Below are 24,334 nucleotides of genomic sequence, written 5' to 3'. Positions count from 1 at the left end.
CTGACCCAAGGACGAACTGTTGATTTTCAAACGCCGCGATCCAAAGCCGACAGTGCGCGCGATGGCTGAATTCATGTGGCCTCGGGGTGGTTGGACGCGGGCGTTTCACTATGTCAAACACCGGATGCGCCGCTTGCCCGATACGCCCGAACGCATTGCGCGTGGCATCTGGGCGGGTGTTTTTACCACGTTTACGCCCTTCTACGGTATGCATTTTATCGTGGCGGCGCTGGTGTCGCGTGTCATGCGGGGCAATCTGCTGGCCGCATTGATGGGGACGTTTTTTGGCAACCCGCTGACCTATGTCCCGATCGGGTTGTCATCGCTGTCCATGGGGCATTGGATTCTCGGCTCCCACATGCGGACGGGGGAGCATCGGTCCTTCGGGGGCAAATTCTTTGACGCCGGTCACGACTTGTTGGCCAACTTTGTGGCGATCTTTACCAGCCGCGACATGGATTGGTCGGGGCTTGAGGTCTTCTGGCATCAGGTGTTCTATCCGTATCTGATCGGGGGGATCGTGCCCGGCATGATCTGCGCCACGATCGCCTATTATCTGGCCGTGCCCTTGCTGCGGGCCTATCAAAAGCGGCGCAAGGGCGCGATCAAGGCCAAGTTCGATTTGTTGAAAAAGAAAGCCTCGGCCAAGGCAGAGGCGAAACGCAAGGCAGAGCAGGCGGCTCTGGAGGGGAAAGACCATGGCGGCACAAGGTAAGCTTCGGCTGGGCGTAAATATTGACCACGTGGCGACTGTGCGGAATGCGCGCGGCGGTGCCTATCCGGACCCGCTGCGCGCAGCCCGCGCCGCGCAAGAGGCCGGCGCTGATGGCATCACCGCGCACCTGCGTGAGGATCGACGCCACATCACAGATGCGGATATCGAAGGACTGCAAGAGGTGTTGAACGTGCCGCTCAACTTCGAGATGGCCGCCACGGAAGAGATGCAGGCCATCGCCCTGCGCCACAAACCCCATGCCGTCTGCATCGTGCCGGAAAAGCGCGAAGAGCGGACAACCGAAGGCGGGCTTGAAGTCGCACGCGAGGAAAACCGGCTGGCGCATTTCATTGCTCCTCTGCGCGAAGCGGGCAGCCGCGTCAGCATCTTCATCGCCGCTGATCAGCGCCAGATCGAGGCGGCGAACCGCATCGGGGCAGAGGTGATCGAACTGCACACCGGTGCCTATTGCGACGCCTATGCCGAAGGACATTGGGAGGAAGCGCAAAAGGAGCTGCAAAAGCTCGAGGAGATGTCAAAATTCGCCCATAGTCTGGGGCTTGAGGTGCACGCGGGCCACGGCTTGACCTATGATACCGTCAGCCCCGTCGCAGCTTTCCCCGAGGTGCAAGAGCTGAACATCGGGCATTTCCTGATTGGCGAGGCGATCTTTCTGGGCCTCGGCCCCGCCATCGCCGAGATGCGCCGCCTGATGGATGATGCCCGCAAGGGCTGAGGGCGCTGCATGATTTTGGGCATCGGCACCGACCTCGCGAATATCGAACGGATTCAAGGCACGCTGGACCGCTTTGGCGACCGTTTCCGCAATCGCGTGTTCACCGAGGTCGAACAGCTAAAGGCCGAACGTCGCCGTGATGTCGCGGGCACCTACGCCAAACGCTGGGCCGCGAAAGAGGCATGTTCAAAGGCGCTTGGCACCGGTCTGCGCATGGGGATCGCTTGGCGCGATATGGCGGTGAGCAACCTGCGCACCGGCCAGCCCGTGATGGAGGTCACCGGCTGGGCGGCGGAGCGTTTGGCCAAGATGACACCCGACGGCCACGAGGCGATCATTCACGTCACGCTGACAGATGATCACCCTTGGGCACAGGCCTTTGTCGTCATCGAAGCCCGCCCCAAGGCAGGTATTCAGACCTAATGGCAGATCATAGCCCATTCGGTCGATGGATCGGGGGCAGGGTTGCTTGACTTGCGTCAATGGCACCCGCATGTAACGCTCGAACGCATGAACAGGAGCGCCAAAATGGCCGCCAAAGAGAAAACCGGCAACACCTTTGTCGAAACCATCAAAACAATCGTCTATGCGCTGTTGATCGCAGGGGTCTTTCGGACCCTGTTTTTCCAGCCTTTCTGGATCCCTTCGGGGTCGATGAAAGAGACGTTGTTGATCGGGGATTTCCTGTTCGTCAACAAAATGGCCTATGGCTATTCCTACGCCTCCTGTCCCAGCGTGATGATGCCGCGGTTCGGCATTGAGGTCGACGCGAAAGACGTCTGCGGTGTGTTTGACGGCGACAACACGCGTTTGTTCGGGTCAGAGCCCGAGCGCGGCGATGTGGTGGTCTTCCGTCATCCCGTGTCTGGTCGCGATTACATCAAGCGTCTGATCGGCTTGCCGGGTGACAAGGTTCAGATCACCGACGGTGTGGTCAGCATCAATGGCACGGCGGTCGAACTGCGTGACGATGGTGTCTTCGAAGAGGTGATGGACCGTCAGGGCCCGCAGGGCATGCGTCCGCGTTGCGAGAACGGTGCCGTCGGCGCCGGTGGTGTATGTGAAAAATCCCGTCAGATCGAAGTGCTCCCTAACGGGGTCGAACATGCGATCCTGAACATTGGCAATCAGGCGTCGGACAATACCGGTGTCTACACGGTGCCAGAAGGCCATTACTTTTTCATGGGTGACAACCGCGACAACTCTGCCGATAGCCGTCTGGCACAGCAGGCCGGTGGCGTCGGTTTCGTGCCGTACGAAAACCTGATCGGTCGCGCGGATCGGATCATGTTCAGCTCGGCGGGTCGGTCGATGTTGTTCTTCTGGACATGGCGCAGCGATCGTTTCTTTAAGGCGATCAAGTGAAGTTAAATGCTGATCTCCGGGCCTTTGAAGGCCGCATCGGGTACCACTTTGCCAAGCCGGAGCTGTTGAACCGCGCGGTGACCCATGCCTCTATGTCGTCGGCAAATCGTGACGACAACCAGCGGCTCGAGTTTCTGGGGGATCGTGTTCTGGGGCTGGTGATGGCCGAAGCGCTGCTGAAACTTGATCCGGCCGCAACCGAAGGGCAGCTGGCCCCGCGGTTCAACGCATTGGTGCGCAAGGAAGCCTGCGCCGAGGTCGCGCGCGAGATCGACATGGGCGCGGTGCTGAAGCTTGGCCGGTCAGAGATGTTGTCTGGCGGCCGCCGCAAGCAGGCGTTGTTGGGGGACGCGATCGAGGCTATCATCGCGGCTGTCTATCTGGATGGCGGATTTGACGAGGCCAAAGCGTTGATCCTGCGATTGTGGGGTGACCGCGTGATGCAGGTCAAGCAAGACGCCCGCGACGCCAAGACCGCGCTGCAAGAATGGGCGCAAGCGCGCGGATTACCGCCCCCCGCCTATGTTCAGACTGACCGGCAGGGGCCAGACCACGCCCCGGTGTTTACCATCACCGCCCGGATTGAAAACGGGGCCAGCGCCGTCGCGTCAGCCCCATCGAAACGTCAGGCCGAACAGGCCGCTGCCAAGACGCTCTTGGCCCAATTGGAGAGACCCTCATGACCACGCGCGCCGGATTTATCGCCCTGATCGGCGAGCCCAACGCGGGCAAATCGACGTTGCTGAACCGCATGGTCGGCGCGAAAGTGTCGATCGTGACCCATAAGGTGCAGACCACACGCGCCCGTATTCGTGGCGTCGCGATGGAAGGGGAAAGCCAGCTTGTGTTCGTGGACACCCCCGGTCTGTTCCAGCCCCGTCGTCGTCTGGACCGCGCCATGGTGGCCGCGGCTTGGGGGGGCGCTGCGGATGCCGATGTTGTCATTCTGCTGATCGAGGCCAACCGCGGGATCACCGAAGGGGTCGAACGTATCCTGGAAGGCCTCGCTGACATCGGTCAGGGGCGCAAGGTCGCGCTTGCAATCAACAAGATCGACCGTGTCGAAGCTCCGGTCCTGTTGGGGCTGAGCAAAGAGATGAACGACCGCTATGATTTTGCCGAAACATTCATGATTTCGGCCGAGCGAGGGCATGGTGTGGATACGTTGCGCCACTGGCTGGCGGGCGAATTGCCCGAAGGGCCGTGGCTGTATCCCGAAGACCAGATCGCCGATCTGCCCATGCGCATGATCGCCGCCGAAATGACCCGCGAGAAGCTGACCCTGCGTCTGCATCAGGAGCTGCCCTATCAGCTAACGGTCGAGACGGAGAACTGGGAAGAGCGTAAAGACGGGTCTGCGCGGGTGGATCAGTTGATCTATGTGGTGCGCGACGGTCACAAGGGGATCGTGCTTGGCAGCAAGGGCGAGACGATCAAGGCGGTCAGCAAAGCCTCTCGCGAGGAGCTTGAAGAATTTCTCGGGCGGAAAGTGCACCTGTTTTTGCAGGTCAAAGTGCGCCCGAACTGGCTGGACGAGGCGGAGCGCTACTCCGAGATGGGGCTGGAGTTCAAAGACGGCAATGTCTAGATCTGGTGCGGCCCGACCCTTCGGGGAGGATTTTACACCATTTGGAACGACGGGGCTGTCATGGTCCGGTTGACCGCGCGGTTCTGGGTCGATGCCTATCTGGCGCGGCTGCGGGTCTATGACATTCCCGCGTTCGTGGTCGCGCATGGGGATGACACCGGCGGCGCTGTTCTGGTGAAGCTTGCAACGCTCGATGGAAATGCACAGCTTTTTCAGAAAAGTTTCGATTTGATCAGTGGTGAGCGGACCTGGGTCGAAATGACAAGTGGACAGGAGCAGGAGGTTGATGCGTCGATCAGCCGACAGCGCAGTTTTGATCCAGACCTCTGGGTGATCGAGGTGGAAGACAGGCAGGGTCGGCATCTGCTGCATGAGGACGGGCTGAGCTGATGGAATGGCGCGATCAAGGCATTTTGCTAAGCGCGCGCCGCCATGGTGAGACATCGGCCATCATCGAGGTGTTCACCCCCGAGCGCGGCCGTCACGCCGGGATCGTGCGCGGCGGTACCAGCCGCAAGATCGCCCCAATTCTCCAACCGGGTGCGCAGCTAGACATCGCATGGCGCGCGCGGCTTGAGGATCATATCGGCGCGTTTACTGTAGAGCCCGTGCGCAGCCGTGCCGCATTGGCTATGCATGATCGGCTTAGCCTTGCGGGGTTGAACGCGGTGACGGGGCTACTTGCCTTTGCATTGCCCGAACGCGAAGCGCATCCGCCATTATATCGTCGAACTGAAGCGCTTCTGGATCTATTGGGGCAGGGGGATCTGTGGCCATTGGCCTATCTTCAATGGGAAGTCAGCCTGTTGGATGAGCTTGGCTATGGGCTTGATCTGAGCGCCTGTGCGGTGACCGGACGGACCAGCGGGCTGGTCTTTGTATCCCCGAAAACGGGGCGTGCTGTGACCCGAGAAGGGGCGGGGGAGTGGGTTGATAAAATGCTGCCATTGTCGCCCGTTTTACGTGGGGAAGGGGATGCGAGCGATGCGGATATTGCGCTGGCGTTCAAAACCACGGGATATTTCCTAGAGCGGCATCTGACGCGCGATCTAGGGGGCAAGCCCCTACCCGAGGCGCGCGCGCGCTACGTCGAGGCATTTAGTCGACGGCGCGAAACACCATATTAAGGTTCTCGGTGTTAGACAGAATCATGACGTCATTCAGAATCTCGACGAGGGTGGCGTTGTTGAGCGCGTCGATAACAATGTTTTCTTGGCCGAGATCAGGACATGCCTTTTTGGTGGAGGATATGAGCGTGAAAGAAAACCAGGGGTAGGGCAGCTTGTTCGTACCGGAGATCCGATTGCAGGGGCCTTGAACGGTAACCTGATCTTTTTCTGGAAAAAACAGCTGTGTGTTTGCTGAGAACGTGACCCCGTTTAGTTCTTGCAAGCGCCATAGGCGATCGGCGGCCCCATACGCCCGCAGAGTTTCGTCCTGACTGCACTGGGTTGTCAGGGCTATGGCCAGAAAGAGGGAGGTCAGCTTGATCATGGGGTCCGGATAGGCAGCCCGACGATTTCACGCGTCAGGCTGCCCGAACTTCATCCGAGCAAACGGCGCGAGATGACCTGCGCCTGAATCTCTGCCGCGCCTTCGAAAATGTTGAGGATACGTGCGTCGCATAGGACACGGCTGATTTTGTATTCGAGTGCAAAACCGTTGCCGCCATGGATCTGCAAGCCATTGTCAGCCGCGGCCCAAGCGACCCGTGCGCCGAGCAGTTTGGCCATGCCCGCTTCGACATCACAGCGCCGGCCTTCGTCTTTTTCAAACGCCGAGAAATAGGTGAGCTGGCGGGCGATCATGATTTCGACCGCCATCATCGCCAGTTTGGACGACACGCGAGGGAAGTTGATGAGAGACTTGCCGAACTGCTTGCGATCAATCGCGTATTGCATCGAGATGTCGAGCGCGGATTGCGCGACCCCGATGGCACGCGCGGCTGTCTGGATGCGCGCGCTTTCAAAGGTTTCCATCAACTGTTTGAACCCTTTGCCCTCTTCGCCGCCCAACAGGTTTTCACCTTTGACGTGGAACCCGTCGAAACCGAGCTCGTATTCCTTCATGCCGCGATAGCCGAGCACTTCGATCTCGCCGCCGGTCATGCCTTCGGAAGGGAAAGGATTCGCGTCGTCGCCCGGCGTTTTCTCGGCCAAGAACATCGACAGGCCCTTGTAGTTCGACGTCTGCGGATCCGTGCGCGCGAGCAGCGTCATCACATGGGTCCGGGCCGCGTGCGTGATCCAGGTTTTATTGCCAGTTATCTTATAATCGTCGCCATCTTTCACCGCGCGCGTGCGCAAAGAACCAAGGTCAGAGCCGGTGTTCGGTTCCGTGAATACGGCTGTGGGCAAGGTCTCGGCGCTTGCGATCCGCGGGAGCCATTTTTCTTTTTGGGCGTCCGTCCCGCCTGCGATGATCAGTTCGGCCGCGATTTCAGACCGCGTGCCGAGCGAGCCCACGCCGATATAGCCGCGCGACAGCTCTTCCGAGACGACGCACATAGAGGCTTTGGACAGCCCAAAGCCACCGAATTCTTCTGGGATCGTCAGGCCGAAAACGCCCATTTCTGCCAATTCATTGATGACTTCAATCGGGATCAGCTCGTCCTTCAGGTGCCATTCGTGGGCAAATGGTTCCACTTTTTCAACAGCGTAACGACGGAACTGTTCGCGGATCATCTCCAGCTCTTCGTCAAGGCCGGACCGCCCGACGGTGATGTTGGCGCTTTGCTCTTGCATGAGTTCGACAAGACGCGTGCGTGCAGCTTGCGAATTGCCTCGTTGCTGCAGTGTCGTGATACCGGCATTGGAAAACGCGTTTTGATCTGTGGTAGAGACGCCAAGATCGTGCAGGCGCAGAATTTCCCCTTGGTTCATCTGAATGCCGCCGGAAATCTGGCACAGGTATTCGCCGAATGCGATTTGATGGATCAGCTGTTCTGTTTCTGAAAACGTGCCATCTGCGTCGAGCTTCTCTGCCCATAGCTGCATCTGGTGAAGCGATTGGGCGTAGGTTGCAAGCCATGCAAGACCATGCGCGGCGGTTTGGTTTTCTTCGACCAGTGCATTCGACACTTTCCCGTCTTGAGAAACGGTCGCACGAACCGCGGATTTAGCGGCTTCTAAAAGGCGGTCTACCGGGGCCAGCGTTGATCTGGTGGTTGCGAGCAGGTCATCGATCACGATGTCCGCGCCAGAAATCACGTCTTGTCCATCATGTGCCATCTGTAAGCTCCCTTGTTTGGTTAAGCACGGCATAACCTTTTCGCAGGTGCAGCACAATAAAGATACGTTTTGCTGCGTCAATTTGGTTTAAAATTACGCTGAGGATTTCGCGTGCGCTCCGCTGCAATCTTGGTATGACGTGCGATATGGACATGTTTTTCAGTTTATTGACGCCGTCAGAATGGGCGTTCGCCTTTGGAATTGGCCTTGTGGCGGGATTCATTAAAGGCGTCGTGGGGTTCGCGATGCCGCTGGTGCTAATCTCAGGGCTAACGATGTTCTTGTCGCCTGAGCTTGCCCTTGCCGGGCTGATCTTCCCGACTGTAATTACCAATATGTTTCAGGCACTAAGGCAGGGGGTGGCCGCGGCTTGGGACTCCGTCAAAATGTTTAAGGTTTTTCTGATCGCGGGCGGCATAGCGCTTAGCTTGTCAGCGCAGACCGTGCGTTTTCTCGCCGCCGATACGATGCTGCTGGTGATTGGTGTTCCGATCACATTGTTCGCGCTGTGGCAGGTCACGGGGCGTAGCTTCACCCTGTCGCACCGATCTACAAAACTAGAAGCATTTATAGGTGCCTTCGCCGGGGCGGTCGGTGGCGTATCGGCCGTTTGGGGGCCGCCTACCGTCGCCTACCTGACCGCATTGGGCACGCCCAAGCACGACCAAATGCGGGTTCAGGGTGTCATCTACGGACTCGGCGCGGTGCTATTGTTGTTTTCACACTTCGGATCTGGCGTGCTTCGCGCTGAAACCGTGCCCTTTTCCGCCGTCATGATCTTGCCGTCGCTAACCGGTATGTGGCTTGGCAGCAAAGTCATGGATAAGATTGACCAAGCGTCCTTTAAGAAAGCGACGCTGGTCATCCTATTGATTGCAGGCGCAAACTTGGTGCGCCGAGGGGTGTTTGGTTAAGGCTTAGCCCTGACGCGCGACCGTCAGCCCAGACACATCTTCGATAAACGTCACAATACGTGTTTTGAGCGCGTCATCGTTTATTGCGGCCAAGGCGCTGACAATCTCGATGCTCGGGTCGGCTTTGGGCGCATCATTCGTGTTGTCATGCAGACCTTCAAAGAAATATGCGGGCGTTACGTCTAAAATCTGGGACAGTTCAAACAGGCGGCTTGCCGCGACCCGGTTTGACCCGATTTCGTATTTCTGGATTTGCTGGAACGACAGGTTTAACCGCTTGGCCACATCAGTTTGGGAAAGCCGACGCAGCGTACGGATCTGTTTAAGTTTTTTGCCGACGTGGATGTCCACTGGATGCGACATATTAATTACCTCCGGTTGTTGTTGAATTAGTCATCCCCAAATCACTCTTTCCGTTCAATTGGATAGATTTATTCAATTTGTGGTTACAAAGTGGCCAAGGGTGTATTATGAATAATGCCTTAATGTATGATTGATTTACCATTGGTGACGAATGAACACTGTCGACAGCCCAAAGCCAGTTGATTTTGACGCGGACCGAATTCCGCCGTTACTATATGAAATGGTTAGATCTTTTACCGTCCTCGCGGATACGTTGAACCTCAGTCAAGCTGTGCGCTTGTTGGGAAGTACGCGGCAGACAGTTCGGCGCCATATCGCCCAAATTGAGGAGTTCTTGGGGGCTCCGATGTTTGAGGTTGATGAGCGCCGGTACAAATTAACACAGCGTGGTGAAGAAGCTTTGCCAGAAGCGCGTGAGTTTCTCGCGCGGGGCAAGGTCTGGATCAAGGGCAACACGCGGAGCACGGGTGGGCTTTTACGGCTGTCCCACGAAACACCCAACGGATGGAATTTTTATCAGCAGCAACGGCCACTTACCCAGATTTGGGACGGTGAATCTGAAATGATCAAGGAGGCATTCTCGGCCTGGGTGCAGAGCGAGGGCCGGTTGGAACATGAGAATTTTCAACAAATTCGCCCATATGTCCTAGTGTATCGCGACTCACCCAGTGGTTGGATCTGTATCGAAGTCGGACAAGAATCATTTTACACAAGTTGGTGGGGTTGGGAGAATGCGCGCAGCAGTATTGGCCGCCCTCTCGGCAATTTTCCGGGCGGTCCCGAGTTTGAAGCGATGCTGGATTTCCCCTTTCGGGAGGTTCAGGCGAATGGCGGGGTCCGCCTTGACGAAGTTGTGACGCAAATGCCGAGGAACACGGCAGGCGGAGAGCTTATCCCATTGGCCTATAAACGACTTTTGATGGCGAGCCGTTTCCCTGACGGAAGCTTTGCATTGATATCCGCGGTAGATAGATCACGTCACGTCACCATCTCTGGGTTGGATCAAGACGTGATGGTTGGCATGCCCGAGGATGCGATCGTCGGCTTTTAGCCGGTTACCTAAAAATCGAAGAAAATTCCCCATAAATAAGCTACCCTTTGATCAGCTTGCATCAAAGGAGAGTTCAGTATGACGTTGTTGAGTTTTCAAGACGGCGAACGGTTTATCGCCAGCAGTTCCGCACTTTTGCAGGAGGCCGGGATCACATTAACGGTCGGTTATGATTTTGCTGAGTATAAGACGATATTGCAGGACGCGCGTCCGGATCACTTGCTAGGGCTGCCGTTTGACCCTGAAACGCACGACCTGAACGAAACCAATGCCTTTTGGATTGTCGGCCGAAATGCCAAAGGCGATGTTATGCATACGCAGGCAATGCGTATGCTGGATTTGAAAGGAACCAAGCTAGCCGAATATCTTCGTCGGTCATTTGTCGAGTTTCCGCCGCCCGGCGTTGACATCGATTTTCTTCGATCACGGTATCGGGCGGGGCCGGGTGCGCAGCGCATCGCTGGCGACGTGTGCTATCATGGGGAGTTCTGGGTGGGCACAACGCCGCGAGAGTTCAGAAACGCAGGTCTATCTTCTGTGCTGGGGCGCTATGCATTCTGGCAGGCGATGCAGCATTGGGATCCTGACCATGTCATCGCGTTTATGACCAACTCGGTCGTGTATAAGGGCTTTCCAGCGCGGCATGGCTATATGCATACGGAGCCAGGCACGTTGCGGTGGTTCATCAACGGAATGGATGCGCCGGTCGAGGGGTTCATGGCCTATATGGGGCGCGATGATTTGCGCTTTATTCTGGATATGCCGCTCTCGGACCGAGCGTCGAAAGCAGCATAGTCTGCGCATGGAAAAAGAGCCGCGCATTGGCGCGGCTCTAGTAAGCTTTAGCCGATGGCGGCCGCTTTCACGTCGTCATCAATATAAGGGAGGTATTGTTCGAAGTTTTCTGCAAACATCTTGACCAGCTTGTCAGCCTGACGATCGTAGGATTCAGGGTTGTCCCATGTCCGGCGTGGATCCAGCAGGATGTCAGCAACACCCGTAACCGCCACGGGAACGTCAAAGCCGAAGTTTGGATCTTTGCGGTACTCTACCCCGGCGAGCGACCCTTCCAATGCTGCGGTCAGCAACGCGCGCGTTGCTTTGATCGGCATGCGGCTGCCTGTGCCATAAGCGCCCCCAGTCCAGCCGGTGTTTACCAGCCAGCAGGTTGCGCCATGCGCCGCGATCTTCTCGCGGAGAAGGTTCCCGTAGACTTCGGGGCGACGCGGCATGAAGGGCGCACCAAAGCAGGTCGAGAATGTAGGCTCGGGTTCAGTCACGCCACGTTCGGTACCGGCAACCTTGGAGGTGAAGCCAGACAGGAAGTGGTACATGGCCTGCGCCGGGGTCAAACGCGCGATAGGGGGAAGAACACCGAAGGCATCACAGGTTAGCATGATGATATTCTTGGGGTGCCCACCCGTCGCTTTTGCCGAGGCGTTAGAAATGTAGTGAAGCGGGTAGGCGCAACGCATGTTGGCGGTGAGGCTGTCATCGTCGAAATCAAGCTCTTTGGTATCTTCATCAAAGATCATGTTCTCGATCACGGTGCCGAATTTTTCGGTCGTGGCATAAATCTCGGGCTCTGCCTCTCGGCTGAGGTTGATCGTCTTGGCGTAGCAGCCACCTTCGAAATTGAATGTCCCGTTATCCGACCAGCCGTGTTCATCGTCACCAATCAACGTCCGGCCCGGATCGGCGGATAGCGTGGTCTTTCCTGTGCCTGACAGACCGAAGAATACAGCGGTATCAACGGGATTGCCGGTAGCATGGTTGGCCGAGCAGTGCATCGGCATGATCCCTTTTTCCGGCAACAGGTAGTTCAACAGGGTGAATACAGATTTCTTGTTCTCACCTGCGTATTCTGTGCCGCCGATCAAGATCATCTTCTTGTCGAAGTTCATCGCAATGACGGTTTCCGAGCGGCAATCGTGTTTGGCTGGATCAGCCGAAAAGCTCGGGCAGTTGATCACGGTGAAGTCCGCGATGAAATCATCCAGCGCGTCGCGCTCGGGGCGGCGCAGCATGTGGCGAATGAACAGACCGTGCCAAGCCAACTCGGTCACCATACGCACGTTGATCGCGTGTTTCGGATCGGCCCCACCGACCAGATCCTGGACGAAGTAATCACGCCCCTGCATATGCGCCAACATGTCCTTGTGAAGCGCATCAAAGCCTTCAGGCGACATCTCGGCGTTGTTTTCCCACCAGATTTTATCGGCAACGCTGTCGGTTTTTACGACATGTTTATCCTTGGGGGAGCGTCCGGTGAATTTGCCCGTCGTCACAAGAAACGCGCCGCCCTTGCCTAACGTGCCCTCTTCCCGTTTCAGCGCGGCTTCGACCAGCGCGGGTTCGATCATGTTGTAATAGACATCACCAAGCCCGCTTATGCCTTGGTCTTCGAGGCGGAATTGCGGATTTACGCGGCCTAACGTCATGTGATGTCTCCTGTAGCTGCACCGAGAAAAGGTGCCAATTCTTGCACAAATGGCTCGACCCAAGGGGTCGTGTCCGCCTCTTAGCACGTTGATTTACAGTATGAACAGGTAGGTTAGTCGCAGTTAGCGCCACCATGTAACTGTTTGCGGAAACTGTCGTTAATTGAACGTAAACTGCTATGGGGTAACGTGGCGTCTGCACCCTGTATGTGCGGCAATTTAGCCATTCATTAGCAAATTGTGGCGTGATTATGGCCAAGATGAGGAGCGATTCGCAGTTTCCGATTGATTCGGCCGCGTAAATTGATGATCAATGAAAGAAAAAATATTATGGCAGTTGAGCAGCATATAAAAGGAACAGGCAATGTCTAAAATTGCATTGGTGGATGACGACAGGAATATCCTGACGTCGGTTTCAATGACGTTGGAAGCCGAAGGTTTCGAAGTCGAGACATATAATGACGGGCAAGCCGCGTTGGATGCGTTCAACAAAAAGCTGCCCGACATGGCGGTGTTGGACATCAAGATGCCTCGCATGGATGGCATGGATTTGCTGCAAAGGCTTCGCCAGAAAACCGCGATGCCCGTGATCTTTCTGACATCCAAAGATGACGAGATTGATGAAGTGCTCGGCCTGCGGATGGGGGCTGATGACTACGTGAAAAAACCCTTTAGTCAGCGGCTTTTGGTTGAACGTATCCGTGCGCTGTTGCGCCGGCAGGATGCGGTGGAAACCAATGAGGTCGGCGACACCGAAGAAACCAAAGTGATCGAACGTGGTGATTTGCGCATGGATCCGTTGCGCCATGCAGTCAGCTGGAAGGGTAAGGACGTATCCCTGACGGTGACAGAATTCCTGCTGCTGCAAGCGCTTGCACAGCGCCCCGGCTTTGTGAAGTCGCGTGACCAGTTGATGGACGTGGCATATGATGATCAAGTGTACGTCGACGACCGTACAATCGATAGTCATATCAAACGGTTGCGCAAAAAAATGCGGACTGCGGATGACGAGTTTTCCGCGATCGAAACACTCTATGGCATCGGCTACAGATACAACGAAGAGTGACCTGAGCCATGGCCATTGTCGAAAGGAATTTTGTGCGAGACATGACCACACCTTATCGGGACGGTGATGTTGTATTGGGCGACGATTGGGTCGCTCCGGACAAAACCGCGACAGATGAATTGCGCAGCAAACGCGCGCGGCGGGGGCTCTTCTCTCTGCGTGCGTCGCCGCTGACGCGCAAGATCATCACATTTAACTTGATTGCGTTGAATGTTTTGGCCGCCGGTATTCTTTATCTTAACTCTTCTCGCGATAGCCTGGCCGTGCAGCGTGGTGCGTCACTGGTTTCGGAAGCTGAACTGATCGCTGACGTTTTTGAGGCGCAGTTGGCAACGGCGGGTGCGCTTGACAGCCTGAGCGACGCGATGGATGTAGATGCAAGCCTTGGCCGGCTTGATTTGCGCAGCGGGATCGAGGTGTTTGTATTCGATTCTACCGAAAGCCTTGTTGCGCAGAACGCGGGTGCTGCCGCGCGAAATAACGTCGGTGCCGAAGATGACACGGCGCTGATTTCCGATGGGTTGAGCTGGCTTTGGGGGCTGCTCTCCCGACCCTTCGAAAGCGACGCCACGGCAGATCCTGCTCCGTTGGCGGAACAGTTGCAGCCGTTGGTCTCGGGGGCATTGGTAGGTGGGACCAAGGTGCGGAACGATCTTGTCAGCACTGGCGGCACGCTTTTCTCCGTTGCTACGCCGATCGTGCAGAACGGATTGCCCGTCGGGGTTGTCGCCGTCACCTCGGCTGCGGGTGAAATTGACAAACTGGTTCGCGGCGAACGGGAGAGGGTGCTCCAGATGTTCGTGATTGCGACGCTGGTTTCGATCGGGTTGAGCCTCGTGCTGGCCTCGACCATCGCAAATCCGTTGTCCGATCTTGCTGCCGCGGCAGAGCTTGGGCGTGATAAAGATGCGCGTAAGATGAACCCGGGCCGCATTCGGATCCCTGATTTGACGGCGCGTCCTGATGAAATAGGGCGCTTGTCGGGGGCGCTGCGCGGGATGGTTTCCGCATTATACAACCGCATTGACGGAAACGAACAGTTTGCCGCCGATGTCGCGCATGAGATCAAGAACCCGCTTGCGTCGCTCCGTTCTGCGGTAGGCACGCTGCGTCTGATCAAGCGTGAGGACCAGCGCGAAAAACTGCTGGATGTCATCGATCATGACGTTCGCCGGTTGGATCGTTTGGTGAGTGATATTTCGAATGCGTCCCGTCTGGACAGCGAATTGGTCAAGGAAGAGGAAGAGCCGTTTGATCTGCTGATGATGATCAGCAATCTGGGTCAGTATCTTGGCGAAGATGCGCGCAAACGTGGCATCGATTTTATCACCGATCTGCCCGAACAGCCGATCATCGTGCACGGGTTGGAAGCACGCCTGGCACAGGTTTTTGTGAATCTGATCAGCAATGCCGTCTCGTTCTGCGAAGACGGCGATGCCATTCGGGTCTGGGCACGTAAACGTGAAAATCGCGTTCTTGTGGTCGTCGAAGACACGGGACCCGGCATTCCAGAGCAAGCTCTGTCGAAAATCTTTAAGCGTTTTTATTCGCAGCGCCCGGAAGAGCATTTTGGCAATAACTCCGGCCTCGGGCTGGCGATCTCGAAGCAGATTGTCGAAGCGCATGGCGGCGTGATCTGGGCAGAAAATATCCGGCCCACGGACGCCGATATCTCCTCTGATCCCCTTGGCGCGCGCTTTGTGGTCGGCCTGCCCACCTGAACCGGCCATGACCAAAAGCACGATCCACGCCACCACCGTCGCGATTGATGGGCGTGGCGTGATGATCAGGGGGGGCTCGGGTCAAGGCAAGTCCGCGCTGGCGTTGCAGATGATTGCGATGGGAGCCGAGCTGGTTGCCGATGACCGCACGGATTTGATCGTTCAGGATGCCCAAGTTATCGCACACCCACCCGTCGCGATCAAAGGGTTGATCGAGGCGCGAGGCGTCGGCTTGCTGACCTTGAAACATCGCAGTGCGATACCGATCTTTCTTATCGTAGACCTTGACCAAGATGAGCCCGACCGCCTTCCCGAAATCACATACCAAAACGTGATGGGCATCCAAATCCGATGCCTGAAACGATGCGACGGGCCTCATTTTGCTGCCTCTGTTTACTTGATGGCAAAGATGATGAAATACACAGCAGATGACTGATGATGTAACACCCAACCGGCGTATGGTGCTGGTGACCGGCCCCGCGGGGGCAGGGCGATCTTCGACGCTCAATGTGTTGGAGGACGCAGGCTTTGAAGCGATCGACAATATTCCCATGCGGATGCTGCGCGCTTTGCTCGAAGCGCCGGATCAACTGCGTCCTATGGCTCTTGGTGTCGATTTGCGGAACCGCGATTTTTCGACCGATCGCGTGATCGAACTGATGTCGGACATGCGGTCCCGTCCCGATGTAGATATTGAATTGCTATATTTGGATTGTGCGACCAACGTCCTGCTTCGGCGCTTCTCCGAAACACGCCGGCGCCATCCCATGGCGGCCACCGCTACGCCTGTCGAGGGGATCGTGCGCGAGAAAGAGCTGCTTGAACCGGTGCTGGCGCTGGCGGATGTCCTGATCGACACCTCCGAGCTGAATGTGCACCAGTTGCGTGCGGAAGTGGAGCGCTGGTTCGCGCTTGATGGGGAGCATCACCTCAGCGTATCCGTGCAGTCTTTCTCATATAAGCGCGGCTTGCCCCGCAGTGCGGATATGGTGTTTGACTGCCGGTTTTTGCGCAATCCCTATTGGGAACCCTCCCTGCGTGGTATGAACGGCACACAAAAAGAAGTCGCCGATTACGTGCATGCCGACCCGCTGTTCGAAAGCTTTGCCGCACAGGTAAACTCTCTGTGTCAATTGATCCTGCCAGCCTGCAAGACTGAAGGTAAATCGCATATCTCTCTTGCGTTTGGCTGCACAGGGGGGCAACACCGTTCCGTAACTTTGGCCGAACATCTGGCGTTCAAACTTTCGAACGACGGCTGGCAGGTGTCCATCAGACACCGCGAACTGGATCGTAGTAAACGGGAAGAGACATCGCGTTGATTGGTATTGTGATTGTTGCACACGGCGGATTGGCCAAAGAATATTTGGCTGCGATCGAACATGTTGTTGGGTCGCAAAATGGCGTGCGCGCTATTGCGATCCATGCAGACCATGATCGTACCGAAAAGCAGCGCGAAATCTGCGAGGCTGCCGATGCCGTGGATACGGGCAATGGTGTTGTCGTCGTAACGGACCTTTTCGGTGGGTCCCCGTCGAACCTCAGTTTGCTTGCATGCCGTCCTGAAAACCGTCGGATCCTTTACGGCGCAAACCTTCCTATGTTGATCAAGCTGGCAAAGTCACGTGATCTTGAAGTGCCCGAGGCGGTGCGCGCCGCCCTGGCGGCCGGCAGAAAATATATTGATAGCCAGAATGTTAGTGCGGAATAGCAAGGCCCCTATTGTATGACCCAAGTTTCATTGAAAATCGTAAACGAAAAAGGCCTGCATGCCCGCGCCTCCGCCAAGCTGGTTGAGGTCGTCGAGGCTTTTGATGCGCGCGCCGAAGTCAGCAAGGACGGGATGTCCGCCTCTGGTGACAGCATTATGGGGCTGCTGATGCTGGCGGCGTCCAAAGGGTGTACGATTGATGTACAGACCTCCGGCCCGGATCAGGACGCATTGGCCGATGCGTTAACAGCCTTGGTGGCTGACAAGTTCGGCGAAGGCCAGTAACGGCGGTGTTTGCAATGCGGCCGGTGGTCACTGTGATGCGTAAAGGGTTAACCACATGACGGAGAATGCGCCAACCGGCCCTGCGCCCCTGCTGAACGATGGCAGCGGCGAACCGGTGACCTTCACGAAGTATGACCGCCGCAGCCTGTCCTATGCATCCACGTTTGATCATCCTGTCAAATCGGGGATCATCAGCGCTATCGAACTTTTCACCGGCAAGCTCAAGGTTCTGCGCCTGATCCGACAGTTCGAGAAACAGGGCGCGCCCACAGGGCAGGGCTTTTGGCGCGCGGCACTTGATACGATGGGTATCGACCTGACGACCCCGCAGGAACAGCTGGATCGCATTCCGAAAACGGGTCCGGTGGTCGTTGTTGCGAACCACCCGCACGGGATGGTCGATGGCATGATTTTCGCCGATCTGATCGGACGGGTACGCCCTGATTATCGAATCCTGACGCGCTCCTTGTTGACCTCTATCGATGAGGTCGCGGGCAGCTATATGATCCCCGTGCCGTTTCCCCATGACCCTGATGCGCAGCGCAAAGGTGTCGAAATGCGCGCCAAAGCGATGGCGCATCTGAAGGATGGCGGTGTTGTCGCGCTGTTCCCATCAGGGGTCGTAGCGGCTTCGGATACCATGTTCGGCCCTGCTATCGAGGCGGAATGGAACGTTTTCACCGCGAAAATGATCCGGCGCTCGGGCGCGCAAGTGGTGCCAATGCGCTTTCCAGGGCAAAATAGCAGAGCCTATCAAATTGCGAATAAAATCTCGCCCATCTTGCGGCAGGGGCTTCTGCTCCACGAGATTGTGCACGCCTGCGACAAGCCGCAGGGCCCGATCGTAGGCGCGCCGCTTTCGCCAGAGCAGATGGCCGCTCATGCGGACGACCCGCGCGGTTTCATGGCGTGGCTACGGGCGCATACACTTGCGCTTAAAGACTAACGCTATCTTCCAAATGGAATAAATCCCGGGGGCGCGGGGGCTGGCCCCCGCTGTTTGCTGCAAATTTATCGCGTGGCAACAGGCACATCGCCGCGGTAGTCATAGAAACCCCGCTGAGATTTACGCCCCAGCCAGCCCGCTTCGACGTATTTTGTCAGAAGCGGGCAGGGACGATATTTCGTATCGGCCAGCCCGTCATGCAACACGTTCATAATCGCCAGGCAGGTGTCTAGACCGATGAAATCTGCAAGCTCCAGCGGCCCCATCGGGTGGTTGGCCCCCAGCTTGAGTGAACTATCGATAGATTCGACAGAGCCCACACCTTCATAGAGTGTATAGACAGCCTCGTTGATCATCGGCATCAAGATACGATTTACGATAAAGGCTGGGAAGTCTTCGGCAGAGGCCGCAGTTTTGCCCAGTTTATCAACGACGCCGCGGCAGGCCTCAAAAGTTTCCTTATCCGTCGCAATCCCGCGGATCAGCTCCACCAGCTGCATCACGGGCACCGGGTTCATGAAGTGGAACCCCATAAATTTTTCAGGGCGATCGGTTCGGCTGGCGAGCCTTGTAATCGAAATCGACGACGTGTTCGACGTCAGGATTGTGGTCGGTTTGAGGTGGGGGATCAGGTCTTCGAAAATCGCTTGCTTGACGGTCTCGCGTTCGGTCGCCGCCTCGATCACGAGATCACTTTGTCCCAATTCTGCAAGTGTTTGGGTTGTCACGATTCTTTTGAGCGTCGCGTCACGGTCTGCTTCGGTTACCTTACCGCGGCCAACCTGACGGTCGAGGTTGCCGGTAATGGTATCAACCGCTTTTTGCAGTGCTTCAGCGCTTACATCGTTCAACAGCACGTCGTAGCCCGCCAAAGCCATAACATGGGCGATGCCGTTGCCCATTTGGCCTGCGCCAACGATGCCGATTGTCTGGATATCCATGCGCTGTCCCCTTTTGTTTCGCCGCAGCATAAAGCGGGCGGGGTAGCAGCCGCAAGGGTCGGAATTCACGACTGCTTTTCTCAAATCCGAACATTAAGGAAATCGAAAATACTTAGGGCGATTCTGCGTCCGTAAAGCAGTGGAACAGGGTGAACGGTATGGGCGCTACGGATGATGGCAGGCGGCGGTTGGACTACGCGTTGTGCCGCTATGGCAGGTCGAAACTACTGTTTCGCGGACCTCTTCGGAGAACTTCCGCGCCCTATGTGGTTTTTGTTGGCGGCACCCAGACGTTTGGCCGCTACGTCGAAACTCCGTTCCCCGCGTTGGTAGAACTGTCTAGCGGGGTGCCTTGCATCAATTTCGGGTTACAAAATGCGGGTCTGGATGTGTTTCTACATGATGCCGAAGTCATGAAAATCGCCGCCGGGGCGCATGTGACCGTGGTGCAAGTGTTGGGAGCACACAACATGTCGAATCGTTACTATTCAGTACACCCTCGTCGAAACGACAGATTTACCGCACCGTCGAAACTGCTTTGCTCCATCTACCCCGAGGTTGATTTTGCGGAGTTTCATTTCACACGCCACCTATTGGAAGCGCTCAAGCAAGTCTCGCCCACTCGGTTCGCGATGGTGGTGCGTGAGCTTCAGCAGGCCTGGATCGCACGGATGACCCTGCTGCTTGGCCGGATGACGGGGCCATGCGTGCTGCTTCACCTTGGTCCCGAAAAGCCCACGCGGGACATGGGCGCGCAGGCTCGTGCGGGGCCTCTGTTCGTGACCAAAGCTATGGTTTCTCAGGTGACTCGACTGGCGGCCGGGGTGGTATATGCGACACCGTCGCTCGCGGCCATGTCCGAGGGGACGGCGGGGATGGTGTTCCCCGCAATAGAAAAAGAGCGGGCGTTACAGCTCCCCGGCGTTCGGGCACATCAAGAGATTGCGAAGGCGGTCACGCAAACGATTGAACACCTGAAATAGAAAAAGGCCCGCAGGTGATTGCGGGCCTTATCCATGAAAGCCTTAAAGGCTTACAGTTTCTCGATCAGCTCGGGAACGGCTTCGAACAGATCTGCCACCAGACCATAGTCGGCGACCTGGAAGATCGGCGCTTCTTCGTCTTTGTTGATGGCGACGATGATTTTGCTGTCTTTCATGCCGGCCAAGTGCTGGATCGCACCGGAGATACCAACCGCCACATAAAGCTCGGGCGCGACAACCTTACCGGTCTGGCCAACTTGCCAGTCGTTCGGAGCATAGCCCGAATCAACGGCAGCGCGCGAAGCGCCAACAGCGGCACCCAGCTTGTCAGCCAGCTTTTCGATCAAGGCGAAGTCTTCTTCGGAGCCAACGCCACGGCCGCCGGAAACAACCACGCCAGCCGATGTCAGCTCGGGGCGATCGCTTTCTGCAACGTGGTCTTCAACCCAGGAAGACAGGCCGGGATCGGCCGCAGCGGATACCGTCTCTACAGAGGCAGAGCCACCGTCGCCCGCGGCGTCAAACGTCGTGGTGCGGAAGGTGATAACCTTTTTCGCATCCGAGGATTTGACCGTCTGGATCGCGTTGCCCGCATAGATGGGACGTTCGAACGTGTCGGCATCGACAACACCGGACACATCGGACAGCAACATGACGTCAAGCAACGCAGCAACACGTGGCATCACGTTTTTGGCGTCTGTGGTCGCTGGCGCGGTGATGTGATCGTAATCACCGGCGAGCGATACGATCAACGCCGCCGTGGATTCCGCGAGGCGGTGGCCAAGGGTCTCATCCTCGGCGACCAGAACTTTGGAAACACCGTTGATTTTCGCCGCCGCTTCGCCCGCCGCAGCGGCGGAACCACCAGCGCAGAGAACAGTAACATCGCCGAGCATCTTGGCCGCAGCAACGGCTTTGGATGTCGCGTCAAGCGCCAGTTCGCCATCAGTTACTTCTGCAAGGAGTAGAACAGCCATTACACAGCCCCCGCTTCTTTAAGTTTCGCAACCAGTTCATCGACCGACTCGACCTTGATGCCCGCAGCACGTTCTGCTGGCTCAGCCGTCTTGATGATTTCCAAACGGTTGGAAACCTCGACGCCATAATCGGCAGGTGTCTTTTCATCCAAAGGCTTTTTCTTTGCCTTCATGATGTTGGGTAGCGACGCATAGCGTGGTTCGTTCAGGCGCAGATCCACAGTCACGACTGTAGGCATGGAAACCTTAATAGTCTGCAAACCACCGTCGACTTCACGTGTAACAACAGCGCTGTCGCCATCGATGTCGACTTTGGAGGCGAAGGTCGCTTGCGACCACCCCAGCAGAGCGGACAGCATCTGACCAGTGGCGTTCATGTCGTTGTCGATCGCCTGCTTACCGCAAAGAACAAGATCGGGCTTCTCTTCTTCGACGACGCCTTTCAGAATTTTGGCAACGGTCAAAGGCTCGATATCGTTGTGCACATCGTCGGCCGCCACGATCAGAATCGCGCGGTCGGCGCCCATTGCCAGCGCTGTGCGCAGTGTTTCCTGCGCCTGTTTTACGCCGATAGAGACGACCACAACTTCTTCTACCTGGCCGGCCTCTTTCATACGGATCGCTTGTTCGACGGAAATCTCGTCAAACGGGTTCATCGACATCTTTACGTTGGCAAGATCAACACCCGTGCCGTCCGCTTTGACGCGTACTTTCACGTTGTAGTCGATCACGCGCTTTACAGGTACCAGTACCTTCATGAGCGTTCTCTCTCCTCAGTTGACGATCCGGGCCGGTTCGGCCCCGATCATGTGAACTCTTCGTCGGTGTAACGAAGCAATCGAATGCAAAACAGTCAAAAATAGTAATTTATTGTCTTTCGACGCGGCGTTTCTGACTGATGGCCTTAGCGATTAGCTCCGGGCACCCATAATACATCGTCCTTACCGCCGTTATTTGAAGCCCTCGCCGCGACGAAAAACCAATCGCTTAGCCGGTTCAGATATTTGACGGCGGCCGGATTAATAGAATCTCTGCCAGCCAAATGCACCGCAAGCCGTTCGGCGCGGCGGGCAACTGTCCGGCACACGTGCAAATGCGCGGCAAGTGCGGTGCCGCCGGGTAGAATAAAGCTTCTCAGCGGGGACAGATCAGCGTTCATCACGTCAATTTCACGTTCAAGCCTGTCGACCTGCTCCGCCGCGAGGCGCAGAGGCGGGTATTCGGCATCTGCATCCGCTTCCATATCGGGGCGGCACAGGTCAGCGCCCAGGTCGAACAGGTCGTTCTGGATACGCGACAGTGCGGCGTCGGTTTCGCCTTTCGCCTCAAGCCGCGCGACACCAACAAAACAGTTCAATTCGTCGGATGTGCCATATGCCTCGACCCGGAGGTCGTGTTTGGCCACACGGTCCCCGTTCCCCAACGCGGTTTCGCCTTTGTCGCCGGTGCGGGTGTAGATTTTATTAAGAACAACCATCAGCCAGCGTCCTTTCGCAGGTACACATATATGACGATGAGAACGACAGCGATGAACTGTGCGATGATGCGCATGCGCATAAGTTTATTTGAATTGCGCTTATTGAATTCTCCGCCACCAGCGAAGCCCCCAAGCCCAAAAATCAATACGATAACCACCGCAATCACGGCAACGACGGTCAGGATATATAACGGATCAGCGAACATAAGCATCCTTTGTGTTGCTGAAAGATGTAGCGGGGTCATGCAGTAGCGCAACCCGAATTTATCGAGAGAGCACCCAGTCTAGGGCACGTGTTGGTAAAATACGCTTTAAAATGCCCGAGATGCGCGTCGGCGTCGTGACATAATATCGCGGCCGTGGGCGGTCGGCCTCCAGCGCATGGATAAGCTTGTCAACGACTGCTTGAGGTGGAAGCTCGAACCTGTCGGGTCCTCTCGCAGTGTATAGCCTGTCTAACAACGCGCTTTCGTATTGCGCCTTTCGGGCAGAGCTTTTCCAATCGATCCAACGCTCGAAGTGCGGGATAGAGTTCGCGCGGATGTTGGATGTAATGGGCCCGGGCTCGATCAGGGTCACGTGGATGGGGGTGTCGCGCAGCTCAATACGAAGCGTGTCTGTTAAGCCTTCCAGCGCGAATTTCGTAGAATTGTAAGCGCCACGCCACGGCATCGTGACAAGACCCAAGACGGACGAACATTGAATAATGCGCCCGTGACCCTGTGCCCGCATCACAGGGATGATCTTGCGCGTAAGCTCGTGCCAGCCGAAGAAATTGCTTTCGAATATCTCGCGCAGCGCATCTGTGGGGAGGTCTTCGACGGCACCGGGTGTCGCATGGGCACCGTTATTATAAAGGGCATCGAGCGTGCCACCGGTTTGCTCAATTACATGATCCAGCGCAGCGGCGATGCTACTGGCATCCGTATAGTCGAGCTGGGGCGCATCAAATCCTTCGGCGGCTAGCCTCTCGCAATCGCGTGTTTGGCGGCACGAAGCGAAAACTTTCCAGCCGCGTTCGCGCAGCGTATGCGCAGCCGCGTAGCCGATCCCGGAGGAGCAGCCGGTAATTAAAATTGTACGTTGTTGCATTAACTGTTGTCTCGGGAGTTGTTGAGTAGTTTACCCGTTCGACAACAGGAAATCGGCCATCCAGCCCTCTGGCCCGCCGTCCACGGGGCGCATCTTTACCCATCCATCGCCGTTATCCTGAATGATCTCGACCGAATCGCCGCGACCTAGCTTGGTCACGACCTGAAACTCGGTGCCCGGGCCACCACGGACATTCACACGGTTGCCGGATACAGAACGAATATCCGCTTCGCTGCTCAGGTTCGTTTCAGCACGGGCTTCTACGATCGCGGCACCGCTGTCGTTCGGAACGATCAGGCTGGGAATAATTGCGGGCGTGTCCGCCCCGTTCGCCGCGATATTCTGGGCGACAGGCACATACGATACGTCAGTCGCAGCACCGGTGTCCGCGGTATTCAATGCGGTGGTGAGGGTGACAGAAACGCGTTCGGCATCATCAGCTTGCGCGGTGCTTTCAAAACCTGGCGGGGTCGTATCAACCGGAGCCGTCGCGACCGCCGGGATGACCTTTGCTGTCTCGACTGGTTCGTTTGAGGTTTCGGCGGTGATTTCATTCTCTTGTGCTGGCATTTGGTCTGCATTCGCAGCCATCCGAGCGCTCGCGGGTTGAAAATCGGCCCCGCCGCTCATCTCGTAGAATGCCCAACCAAGAAACCCGAAGGTTAACAAAATAAACCGCTTCATCACACATTCCTCGAAATAGCAGACAGCCTAGACCCGCAGCAGGTCTCC

At 56.7% G+C, this 24,334-nt stretch carries 30 protein-coding genes; 19 read left to right on the top strand and 11 right to left on the bottom strand.

Annotation, left to right across the window (positions count from 1 at the left end; genetic code table 11):
- The first annotated feature begins 19 nt into the window (after nucleotides 1-19).
- The 8 genes from AADW22_RS14315 to recO all read left to right on the top strand — a co-directional run bounded on the left by AADW22_RS14315 (nucleotide 20) and on the right by recO (nucleotide 5,531).
- Nucleotides 20-715, top strand: coding sequence for a DUF2062 domain-containing protein (locus AADW22_RS14315; protein ID WP_005849937.1), 696 nt, complete (start codon nucleotides 20-22; stop codon nucleotides 713-715).
- On the top strand, nucleotides 699-1,451 hold the full coding sequence (locus AADW22_RS14310; protein ID WP_037941285.1) for a pyridoxine 5'-phosphate synthase: 753 nt from the start codon (nucleotides 699-701) through the stop codon (nucleotides 1,449-1,451). The genes AADW22_RS14315 and AADW22_RS14310 overlap by 17 nt, the downstream gene beginning before the upstream one ends.
- 9 nt (nucleotides 1,452-1,460) lie before the next feature.
- Entirely contained in the window at nucleotides 1,461-1,874 is a 414-nt protein-coding gene (acpS, locus tag AADW22_RS14305) for a holo-ACP synthase (protein ID WP_005849935.1), read from the top strand.
- A 105-nt stretch (nucleotides 1,875-1,979) separates the two neighbouring features.
- Nucleotides 1,980-2,816 (top strand): signal peptidase I, encoded by an 837-nt coding sequence (lepB, locus tag AADW22_RS14300; RefSeq protein ID WP_407473946.1) that lies wholly within the window; start codon nucleotides 1,980-1,982, stop codon nucleotides 2,814-2,816.
- A complete protein-coding gene (gene rnc, locus AADW22_RS14295) occupies nucleotides 2,813-3,499 on the top strand; it encodes a ribonuclease III (protein WP_005849933.1) in 687 nt (228 codons plus the stop codon). The genes lepB and rnc overlap by 4 nt, the downstream gene beginning before the upstream one ends.
- Nucleotides 3,496-4,404, top strand: a complete 909-nt coding sequence (gene era, locus AADW22_RS14290) for a GTPase Era (RefSeq protein WP_005849932.1) — start codon at nucleotides 3,496-3,498, stop codon at nucleotides 4,402-4,404. The genes rnc and era overlap by 4 nt, the downstream gene beginning before the upstream one ends.
- Before the next feature lie 60 nt (nucleotides 4,405-4,464).
- A complete protein-coding gene (locus AADW22_RS14285) occupies nucleotides 4,465-4,794 on the top strand; it encodes a DUF1491 family protein (protein ID WP_407473945.1) in 330 nt (109 codons plus the stop codon).
- The gene (recO, locus tag AADW22_RS14280) at nucleotides 4,794-5,531 is read left to right on the top strand and encodes a DNA repair protein RecO (protein WP_407473944.1); all 738 of its coding nucleotides are present in this window, start codon (nucleotides 4,794-4,796) and stop codon (nucleotides 5,529-5,531) included. Before AADW22_RS14285 ends, recO begins: the two co-directional genes overlap by 1 nt.
- On the opposite strand, the gene AADW22_RS14275 is transcribed toward recO, so the two are convergent.
- Together AADW22_RS14275 and AADW22_RS14270 are read right to left on the bottom strand one after the other, a co-directional pair.
- Nucleotides 5,503-5,898 carry an META domain-containing protein gene (locus AADW22_RS14275; RefSeq protein WP_407473943.1) on the bottom strand — a complete coding sequence of 132 codons (396 nt, stop codon included), beginning with the start codon at nucleotides 5,896-5,898 and terminating at the stop codon, nucleotides 5,503-5,505. The two genes, recO and AADW22_RS14275, sit on opposite strands and share 29 nt — an antisense overlap.
- Before the next feature lie 50 nt (nucleotides 5,899-5,948).
- Nucleotides 5,949-7,634, bottom strand: a complete 1,686-nt coding sequence (locus AADW22_RS14270) for an acyl-CoA dehydrogenase family protein (RefSeq protein WP_407473942.1) — start codon at nucleotides 7,632-7,634, stop codon at nucleotides 5,949-5,951.
- Between the two features lie 146 nt (nucleotides 7,635-7,780).
- Here AADW22_RS14270 and AADW22_RS14265 point away from each other — a divergent pair, with 146 nt between their 5' ends.
- The gene (locus AADW22_RS14265) at nucleotides 7,781-8,548 is read left to right on the top strand and encodes a sulfite exporter TauE/SafE family protein (protein WP_243250703.1); all 768 of its coding nucleotides are present in this window, start codon (nucleotides 7,781-7,783) and stop codon (nucleotides 8,546-8,548) included.
- Nucleotides 8,549-8,551: 3 nt separating this feature from the next.
- On the opposite strand, the gene AADW22_RS14260 is transcribed toward AADW22_RS14265, so the two are convergent.
- On the bottom strand, nucleotides 8,552-8,911 hold the full coding sequence (locus AADW22_RS14260) for a helix-turn-helix domain-containing protein (protein ID WP_005849925.1): 360 nt from the start codon (nucleotides 8,909-8,911) through the stop codon (nucleotides 8,552-8,554).
- 220 nt (nucleotides 8,912-9,131) lie between these two features.
- Here AADW22_RS14260 and AADW22_RS14255 point away from each other — a divergent pair, with 220 nt between their 5' ends.
- A complete protein-coding gene (locus AADW22_RS14255) occupies nucleotides 9,132-9,962 on the top strand; it encodes a LysR family transcriptional regulator (protein WP_180829370.1) in 831 nt (276 codons plus the stop codon).
- Nucleotides 9,963-10,040: 78 nt separating this feature from the next.
- A complete protein-coding gene (locus AADW22_RS14250) occupies nucleotides 10,041-10,757 on the top strand; it encodes a hypothetical protein (RefSeq protein ID WP_243250701.1) in 717 nt (238 codons plus the stop codon).
- 47 nt (nucleotides 10,758-10,804) lie between these two features.
- On the opposite strand, the gene AADW22_RS14245 is transcribed toward AADW22_RS14250, so the two are convergent.
- On the bottom strand, nucleotides 10,805-12,403 hold the full coding sequence (locus tag AADW22_RS14245; RefSeq protein ID WP_005849919.1) for a phosphoenolpyruvate carboxykinase: 1,599 nt from the start codon (nucleotides 12,401-12,403) through the stop codon (nucleotides 10,805-10,807).
- Between the two features lie 364 nt (nucleotides 12,404-12,767).
- On the opposite strand from AADW22_RS14245, the gene AADW22_RS14240 reads away from it, so the two are divergent.
- Genes AADW22_RS14240 through AADW22_RS14210 form a run of 7 tightly spaced genes read left to right on the top strand, consistent with a single transcriptional unit; the run spans nucleotide 12,768 to nucleotide 18,132 of the window.
- Complete coding sequence (locus AADW22_RS14240) at nucleotides 12,768-13,469, top strand: response regulator transcription factor (RefSeq protein WP_005849917.1); 702 nt, start codon at nucleotides 12,768-12,770, stop codon at nucleotides 13,467-13,469.
- A gap of 41 nt (nucleotides 13,470-13,510) precedes the next feature.
- Entirely contained in the window at nucleotides 13,511-15,190 is a 1,680-nt protein-coding gene (locus AADW22_RS14235) for a sensor N-terminal transmembrane domain-containing protein (RefSeq protein ID WP_407473941.1), read from the top strand.
- Nucleotides 15,191-15,197: 7 nt separating this feature from the next.
- Nucleotides 15,198-15,626 carry an HPr kinase/phosphorylase gene (locus AADW22_RS14230; RefSeq protein ID WP_304950888.1) on the top strand — a complete coding sequence of 143 codons (429 nt, stop codon included), beginning with the start codon at nucleotides 15,198-15,200 and terminating at the stop codon, nucleotides 15,624-15,626.
- On the top strand, nucleotides 15,619-16,512 hold the full coding sequence (gene rapZ, locus AADW22_RS14225; protein WP_289079796.1) for an RNase adapter RapZ: 894 nt from the start codon (nucleotides 15,619-15,621) through the stop codon (nucleotides 16,510-16,512). The genes AADW22_RS14230 and rapZ overlap by 8 nt, the downstream gene beginning before the upstream one ends.
- Complete coding sequence (locus AADW22_RS14220) at nucleotides 16,509-16,901, top strand: PTS sugar transporter subunit IIA (RefSeq protein ID WP_005849910.1); 393 nt, start codon at nucleotides 16,509-16,511, stop codon at nucleotides 16,899-16,901. Before rapZ ends, AADW22_RS14220 begins: the two co-directional genes overlap by 4 nt.
- Nucleotides 16,902-16,916: 15 nt before the next feature.
- Nucleotides 16,917-17,186 carry an HPr family phosphocarrier protein gene (locus AADW22_RS14215; RefSeq protein ID WP_005849908.1) on the top strand — a complete coding sequence of 90 codons (270 nt, stop codon included), beginning with the start codon at nucleotides 16,917-16,919 and terminating at the stop codon, nucleotides 17,184-17,186.
- Between the two features lie 55 nt (nucleotides 17,187-17,241).
- Nucleotides 17,242-18,132 carry a lysophospholipid acyltransferase family protein gene (locus AADW22_RS14210; protein ID WP_005849907.1) on the top strand — a complete coding sequence of 297 codons (891 nt, stop codon included), beginning with the start codon at nucleotides 17,242-17,244 and terminating at the stop codon, nucleotides 18,130-18,132.
- A gap of 65 nt (nucleotides 18,133-18,197) precedes the next feature.
- Here the strand turns inward: AADW22_RS14210 and AADW22_RS14205 are convergent, their stop codons facing one another.
- Nucleotides 18,198-19,073 carry a 3-hydroxybutyryl-CoA dehydrogenase gene (locus AADW22_RS14205; RefSeq protein WP_288961021.1) on the bottom strand — a complete coding sequence of 292 codons (876 nt, stop codon included), beginning with the start codon at nucleotides 19,071-19,073 and terminating at the stop codon, nucleotides 18,198-18,200.
- Nucleotides 19,074-19,231: 158 nt separating this feature from the next.
- On the opposite strand from AADW22_RS14205, the gene AADW22_RS14200 reads away from it, so the two are divergent.
- On the top strand, nucleotides 19,232-20,056 hold the full coding sequence (locus AADW22_RS14200; protein ID WP_407473940.1) for a DUF6473 family protein: 825 nt from the start codon (nucleotides 19,232-19,234) through the stop codon (nucleotides 20,054-20,056).
- A 50-nt stretch (nucleotides 20,057-20,106) separates the two neighbouring features.
- Here the strand turns inward: AADW22_RS14200 and AADW22_RS14195 are convergent, their stop codons facing one another.
- From AADW22_RS14195 to AADW22_RS14170, 6 genes are all read right to left on the bottom strand, one after another.
- Complete coding sequence (locus tag AADW22_RS14195; RefSeq protein WP_005849902.1) at nucleotides 20,107-21,033, bottom strand: electron transfer flavoprotein subunit alpha/FixB family protein; 927 nt, start codon at nucleotides 21,031-21,033, stop codon at nucleotides 20,107-20,109.
- Entirely contained in the window at nucleotides 21,033-21,791 is a 759-nt protein-coding gene (locus tag AADW22_RS14190; protein WP_005849900.1) for an electron transfer flavoprotein subunit beta/FixA family protein, read from the bottom strand. Before AADW22_RS14190 ends, AADW22_RS14195 begins: the two co-directional genes overlap by 1 nt.
- Nucleotides 21,792-21,937: 146 nt before the next feature.
- Nucleotides 21,938-22,510 carry a cob(I)yrinic acid a,c-diamide adenosyltransferase gene (locus tag AADW22_RS14185; protein WP_407473939.1) on the bottom strand — a complete coding sequence of 191 codons (573 nt, stop codon included), beginning with the start codon at nucleotides 22,508-22,510 and terminating at the stop codon, nucleotides 21,938-21,940.
- Nucleotides 22,510-22,716 (bottom strand): twin transmembrane helix small protein, encoded by a 207-nt coding sequence (locus AADW22_RS14180; RefSeq protein ID WP_037953908.1) that lies wholly within the window; start codon nucleotides 22,714-22,716, stop codon nucleotides 22,510-22,512. Before AADW22_RS14180 ends, AADW22_RS14185 begins: the two co-directional genes overlap by 1 nt.
- Nucleotides 22,717-22,774: 58 nt before the next feature.
- Nucleotides 22,775-23,602 carry an SDR family oxidoreductase gene (locus AADW22_RS14175; protein WP_407473938.1) on the bottom strand — a complete coding sequence of 276 codons (828 nt, stop codon included), beginning with the start codon at nucleotides 23,600-23,602 and terminating at the stop codon, nucleotides 22,775-22,777.
- 30 nt (nucleotides 23,603-23,632) lie between these two features.
- On the bottom strand, nucleotides 23,633-24,286 hold the full coding sequence (locus AADW22_RS14170; RefSeq protein WP_037941317.1) for an SH3 domain-containing protein: 654 nt from the start codon (nucleotides 24,284-24,286) through the stop codon (nucleotides 23,633-23,635).
- Between the last annotated feature and the right edge of the window lie 48 nt (nucleotides 24,287-24,334).

The organism is Sulfitobacter sp. PM12 (assembly GCF_045586035.1).
Taxonomy (GTDB): domain Bacteria; phylum Pseudomonadota; class Alphaproteobacteria; order Rhodobacterales; family Rhodobacteraceae; genus Sulfitobacter; species Sulfitobacter pontiacus.
This window is presented reverse-complemented; position numbering and strand designations above follow the sequence as displayed.